Here is a 5,856-nt window from a genome sequence, read left to right as displayed (position 1 = left end):
TTACTTCAAGGACCTCGGCGTCGAGTTCGTCGAGGGCAAGAAGAGCGACGAGTGGGGCTTCTGGGAGTTCCTCAGCTGGGAGAACGCCGACAAGTACCACGCCGACCTGATCATGCTCGACAACCGCTCCGCGTCGATGTCGCGCGAGGAACTCGCGCAGAAGCCCACCTTCGCCTCGCTCCCCGCCGTGAAGGCCGGGCAGATCACGCCCTGGGCGATGGAGGAGCGCTACAGCTACGCCGGGTACGGCCCGGTGCTGGAGCGGCTCGCCGACGCCATCAACCGATCGAAGAGGCTCACCTCATGACCGAGACCGCCACGCCCGCCCCCACCGCGCCCGCCGCCTCCCCCTTCGGCCTCTTCGCCCTCCGCGTCGCCCGGTCGACCCGCCTCACCCCGAACATGGTGCGCGTGGCCCTCACCGGCCCGGACCTGTCCCGGATGGCCTCCGCCGGACGCGACCAGCGCATCAAGCTCTTCCTGCCGGCCCCCGGCCGGACCGCACCGGACCTTCCCGACAACTCCGACGGCCAGTGGTACGCGGCCTGGCAGGCCCTCGACCCGGCGACCCGCGGCTACATGCGGACCTACACGATCCGCACCCTGGACACCGAACGGGCCGAGCTGACCGTCGACTTCGCCGTGCACGGCGAGGAGGGGCCTGCCTCCCGCTGGGCCCTGCACGCCCGGCCCGGCGACGAGGTGGGCGCCTTCGCCCCGGTCGTCGAGGACAACGCCGCCTACGAGTTCCGCCCGCCGGCCGACGCCGACTGGATCCTGCTGGCCGCCGACGCCTCCGCGCTGCCGGCCGTCGCGGGCATCCTCGAGCACCTGCCGCCGGCCGTCCCGGTCCGCGCCTGGATCGAGGTCCCGGGGCCCGCCGACCACCAGAACCTCCCGGCGGGCCTGGACACCCACATCACCTGGCTGACCACGGCCGGCTCCACCCCGGAGGCGATCGCCGCGGCCGACCTGCCGTCCGGCACCCCGTACGCCTGGGTCGCGGGCGAGTCCTCGACGGTGAAGGCGGTCCGCCGTCACCTGGTCCAGGGCCGCGGCATCGACCGCCGCCGCGTCCAGTTCTCCGGCTACTGGCGCAAGGGCGCCTCGGAGGACCTCCTGATGGAGAAGAACGAAGCCGCGTAACGGTCCGGCTCAGGGGGCGGGGCGGCCTCTGCCCCCCCTACAGCTCCAGCCGCGCCAGCGCCTTCTCCGCGCTCAGGTCGCACACCCCGTCGCCCGCCGCGCTCCACGCCGCCCCGCACAGCGTCCGCAGCCCGTCGATCGCCGGGCCGTCACCCGTCAGCTCCAGGGATCCGTCCCCGGCCGCCGCACTCCAGCCGCCGCACCGGAACGCCCCGCCGTCCTCGACCACCTCGGGCTGCCCGGTGAGCAGCCCGCGCAGGTCCAGGTCCACGTACGTCGGCCGGTGCTGCGGCGGCGCCGCGAGCAGCTGCGCCCCGTCGGTCACACCGGTGAGGACCAGGAGTGAGTCCACCCGCCCGTTGAACGCGCCCTCGATGTCCGTGTCCAGCCGGTCCCCGACCACCAGCGGCGTCCGCGCCCCGGTCCGCAGGATCGTCTCCCGGTGCATCGGCGGCAGCGGCTTGCCCGCGACCTGCGGCTCGGCACCCGTCGCGATCCGGACGACCTCCACCGCCGCCCCGTTCCCCGGCGCGATGCCGCGGGCGCTCGGGATCGTCAGGTCCGTGTTCGACGCGAACCACGGCACCCCGCGCGCGATCGCGTAGCACGCCTCGGCGAAGCGGCCCCAGGCCAGCTCAGGACCGCCGTACCCCTGCACCACCGCCGCCGGGTCCTCGTCCGCCGAGTCGACCGGCACGAGCCCGCGCTCGCGCAGCGCGACCCGCAGCCCCTCACCCCCGATGACCAGAACCCGCGACCCGGCCGGCACCTGCTCACTGACGAGCCGCGCGGCGGCCTGCGCCGACGTGATGACATCGCCCGACCCGGTCGGTATCCCTAGCTCGGTCAGATGCTCGGCGACCGCGTCCGGCGTGCGCAGCGCGTTGTTCGTCACATACGCCAGCGCCATCCCTCCGGTCCGCGCCACCGCCAGCGACTCCACGGCGTGCGCGATCGCCTGACCGCCCGCGTACACCACCCCGTCGAGGTCGAGCAGCGCCGTGTCGTACGCCTCGCTCAACGCCCGCGCACTGCCCGCGGGCAGCCCCCGGAAACCGTCCCCGGCCACGCCGCTCGCACTCTGGCTCATCCCGTATCGCTCCTCGCTCGAACTCACTCCCCCGATCATCCCCCACCCCACCGACACTCGTACGATGCACGGATGAACACTGCAGGTGACGGCGGCCTCGACCTGATCCCCTTCCGCGGAGTGCGCTACGTCCCGGAGCGGGTCGGCAGTCTCGCCGCGGTCACCTCGCCGCCGTACGACGTCGTCGTGCGCCCCGACGGCCTGCACCACCTGGAGAGCGCCGATCCGCACAACATCGTGCGGCTGATCCTGCCGCAGGCCGGCCCCGCCGGCAGCCCAGGATCCCGCGACGACCGCGCCGCACAGACCCTGCACCGCTGGCTCGCCGAGGGCGTCCTCGCCGCCGACCCCGAGCCCGCGCTCTACGTCTACGAGCAGCGCGACGGCGACCTCCTCCAGCGCGGCGTCATCGGCGCCCTGCGCCTGTCCGAACCGGCCGAGGGCGTCGTCCTGCCCCACGAGGACGTCATGCCGCACGTCGTCGAGGACCGCGCGGGCCTCATGCGCACGACCGGCGCGAACCTCGAACCCCTGCTCCTGACCTACCGCGGAGACGGCCGCGCGACCGGCGCGACCGCCGTCATCGAGCGCACCGTCCGGCGTGCCCCGCTCCTCGCGACGACCACCGAGGACGGCTTCAGCCACCGCCTCTGGTCGGTCACCGACCCGGCGGAACAGGCGCGCATCCGCGCCGACCTCGGCACCCACCAGGCCCTCATCGCCGACGGCCACCACCGCTGGGCCACCTACCTGCGGCTGCGCGCCGAGCACTCCGGCCCCACCCCGTGGGACCACGGCCTGGTCCTGCTGGTCGACACGTCCCGGTACCCGCTGCGCGTCCGCGCCATCCACCGCCTTCTGAACCGGCTCCCGCTCGACCGGGCCCTGGCCGCGGCCGGCCCCCACTTCCGCGTCCGGGAGATTCCCGGTCCGCTCCCGCAGGCGATGGACCGCCTGGCCGAGGCGGCCGCCGACGGCAACGCGTTCCTGCTCGCCGGCGGCCCCGGCGACACGTACCACCTGCTCGACCGCCCCGACCCCGCGCTCCTCGACCGCACCGTCCCCGCGGACCGCCCGGAGGCCTGGCGCACCCTGGACGCGACCGTCCTGCACTCGGCCCTGCTCGGCCATGTCTGGGACATCCCCGAGGACTCCCCCACCGACATCGCGTACATCCACGACACGGCGGCCACCGTCGACAAGGCGCGGCGCGACGGCGGCACCGCCGTCCTCCTCCACCCGGTCCGCGAGGAAGTCGTCCGGGACCTGGCCCGGCAGGGCGTGACGATGCCCCGCAAGTCCACGTCCTTCGGCCCGAAGCCCGCCACCGGCCTGGTCCTGCGCACGCTCACCGACGCCTGACCACTCCGAGAACGCCGAACGGGCGGGTCCCCCAGCCACTGGGGAACCCGCCCGTCCGTGTCGGTCACGGCCTCAGGTGCGTGTCACGAACCTCACGTGTCGTCGCCGTCGCGCCTGTCGTCACCGTGCTCGGCAGGGGCCCCGGCGTCGGAGACCGTGTCCCCGGCGTCCTCGACGGCCTGCTCGGACCGGGGCGCCTCGGCGGGTGCCGCGACGCCGTCGTCCTCACTGTCGTCGAAGGCGTCGACGAAATCCACGCCGTCCATCTCGGCCAGCCGGTCGGAGGCGTCGGTGCTGCCGTCCTTGTCGGCCTCGACGGCCTTGGCGAACCACTCGCGCGCCTCGTCCTCACGGCCGGCCGCCAGCAGCGCGTCGGCGTACGCGTAGCGCAGGCGCGCGGTCCACGGCTGGACGGAGTTCGACGCGAGCTCGGGGCTCTGCAACGTGACGATCGCCGCGTCGAGCTGGCCCATGTCACGCCGCGCGCCGGCCGCGACCAGGCGCATCTCGACCTGGCCGGCCTTGTCCAGCTTCCGCACCTCGGGCGCACCGGCCATGTCGAGCGTCTTCTCCGGCCGCCCGAGCCCACGCTCGCAGTCGGCCATGACGGGCCAGAGCTCGATGTTCCCGGTCATGCGCCGCGCGGCACGGAACTCCGCCAGCGCCTCGCTGTACTTCTGGTTCGCGTACGCGGCGAATCCGGCGGCCTCGCGCACGGCGGCCACGCGCGACGCGAGCCGCAGGGCCACCTTGGAGTACCCGTAGGCACCCTCGGGGTCCTCGTCGATGAGCCGGGCGACCATCACCAGGTTCTTGGCGACGTCCTCCGCGAGCCCCTTCGGCAGGGACTGGAGCTCCTGCTGCACGTCCTTGTCGATCTCGTGCCCGGTGACGTCCTCGGGGATCGGCAGCCGCTTGATCGGCTCGCGGTCCCGGTCACGCTCCCGCTCCTCGCGGAAGCGCCCGCCGCCACCGCCACGACGGTCGTCCCGGCGGTCGTCGCGCCGGTCGTCCCGCCCACGGAACCCACCGGGACGTCCGCCCCGGTCGTCCCGACGGTCGCGGTAGCCACCGCCACCGCCACGGTTGTCGTCCCGGCCACGGAACCCACCACGGTCACCGTACGAACGGTCGTCCCGGCGGTCACCGCCACCACGACGGTCATCGCGGCGATCGTCACGCCGGTCATCGCGTCGATCGTCACGGCGGAAGGGGGGACGGTCACCGTCACGGCGGGGCCCACGGTCCCGGTCACGGTCGCGGTCACCGAACGAGGGACGTCCGCCCCGGTCGTCCCGACGGTCGCGGTAGCCACCGCCACCACCACGGTTGTCGTCGCGGCCACGGAACCCACCACGGTCACCGTACGAACGGTCATCGCGGCGGTCATCACGCCGGTCATCGCGCCGGTCGTCCCGGCGGAAGGGGGGACGGTCACCGTCACGGCGGGGGCCACGGTCCCGGTCACGGTCGCGGTCACCGAACGAGGGACGCGAAGGACGCTCGTCCCGACGGTCACGGTAACCACCGCCACCACCACGGTTGTCATCGCGACCACGGAACCCGCCACGGTCACCGTACGAGCCGCCACCACGACGGTCATCGCGCCGATCGTCACGCCGGTCGTCGCGTCGGTCGTCCCGGCGGAAGGGAGGGCGGTCACCGTCACGGCGGGGACCACGGTCCCGGTCGCGATCGCGGTCGCCGCCGGGCCGGTCGTCGCGACGCCCACGGAACCCACCGCCCCCGCCACCACGGTTGTCGTCCCGGCCACGGAAGCCACCACGGTCACCGTACGAACGGTCGTCCCGGCGGTCACCGCCACCACGACGGTCATCGCGCCGGTCGTCACGCCGGTCGTCACGTCGGTCATCCCGACGGAACGGGGGACGGTCACCGTCACGGCGCGGCCCGCGATCCCGGTCACGGTCCCGGTCACCGAACGAGGACCGAGCCGGCCGATCGTCACGGCGGTCCCGGAAACCGCCACCGCGGTTGTCGTCCCGCCCGCGGTACCCGCCGCGGTCACCACTGTCCCGGCGGCGCTCGTCGCGCTCCGGTCGCTCGTCGGGAGAGTTGGTGGACATCGGTGGACTCCTGTCTTCGGTACCGCAGTCATTCTCACGCAACCGGCCGACCGGCGCGCCTCGACAAAACAAAAAAGGACCCTTGGTCCCAGCGTGAACGCTGGGACCAAGGGTCCTCAAGAATTGTTCGGCGGCGTCCTACTCTCCCACAGGGTCCCCCCTGCAGTACCA

6 protein-coding genes are annotated in these 5,856 nt (G+C 73.7%); 4 read left to right on the top strand and 2 right to left on the bottom strand.

Going from position 1 to position 5,856, the window contains the following annotated elements; all coding sequences use genetic code 11:
• Together GTW43_RS28050 and GTW43_RS28045 are read left to right on the top strand one after the other, a co-directional pair.
• Positions 1 to 307: ABC transporter substrate-binding protein (locus GTW43_RS28050; protein WP_161304760.1), on the top strand; the 307-nt coding region annotated here is incomplete at its 5' end.
• A complete protein-coding gene (locus GTW43_RS28045) occupies positions 304 to 1,146 on the top strand; it encodes a siderophore-interacting protein (protein ID WP_161301195.1) in 843 nt (280 codons plus the stop codon). The genes GTW43_RS28050 and GTW43_RS28045, both read left to right, overlap by 4 nt.
• A gap of 37 nt (positions 1,147 to 1,183) precedes the next feature.
• Here GTW43_RS28045 and GTW43_RS28040 read toward each other — a convergent pair whose 3' ends face one another.
• Positions 1,184 to 2,236, bottom strand: a complete 1,053-nt coding sequence (locus GTW43_RS28040) for an HAD hydrolase-like protein (protein WP_161304759.1) — start codon at positions 2,234 to 2,236, stop codon at positions 1,184 to 1,186.
• Positions 2,237 to 2,308: 72 nt separating this feature from the next.
• On the opposite strand from GTW43_RS28040, the gene GTW43_RS28035 reads away from it, so the two are divergent.
• On the top strand, positions 2,309 to 3,598 hold the full coding sequence (locus tag GTW43_RS28035) for a DUF1015 domain-containing protein (RefSeq protein WP_161304758.1): 1,290 nt from the start codon (positions 2,309 to 2,311) through the stop codon (positions 3,596 to 3,598).
• 92 nt (positions 3,599 to 3,690) lie between these two features.
• Here the strand turns inward: GTW43_RS28035 and GTW43_RS28030 are convergent, their stop codons facing one another.
• Positions 3,691 to 4,464, bottom strand: coding sequence for a tetratricopeptide repeat protein (locus tag GTW43_RS28030; RefSeq protein ID WP_161304757.1), 774 nt, complete (start codon positions 4,462 to 4,464; stop codon positions 3,691 to 3,693).
• Positions 4,465 to 4,479: 15 nt separating this feature from the next.
• On the opposite strand from GTW43_RS28030, the gene GTW43_RS38555 reads away from it, so the two are divergent.
• Positions 4,480 to 5,856: hypothetical protein (locus tag GTW43_RS38555; RefSeq protein WP_161304756.1), on the top strand; the 1,377-nt coding region annotated here is incomplete at its 3' end.

Origin of the sequence: Streptomyces sp. SID5785, from assembly GCF_009870065.1 — a bacterium.
In the GTDB taxonomy this organism is placed as follows: domain Bacteria; phylum Actinomycetota; class Actinomycetes; order Streptomycetales; family Streptomycetaceae; genus Streptomyces.
The sequence above is the reverse complement of the archived record's forward strand: the minus strand, read 5'-3'. Positions and strand labels throughout refer to the sequence as shown.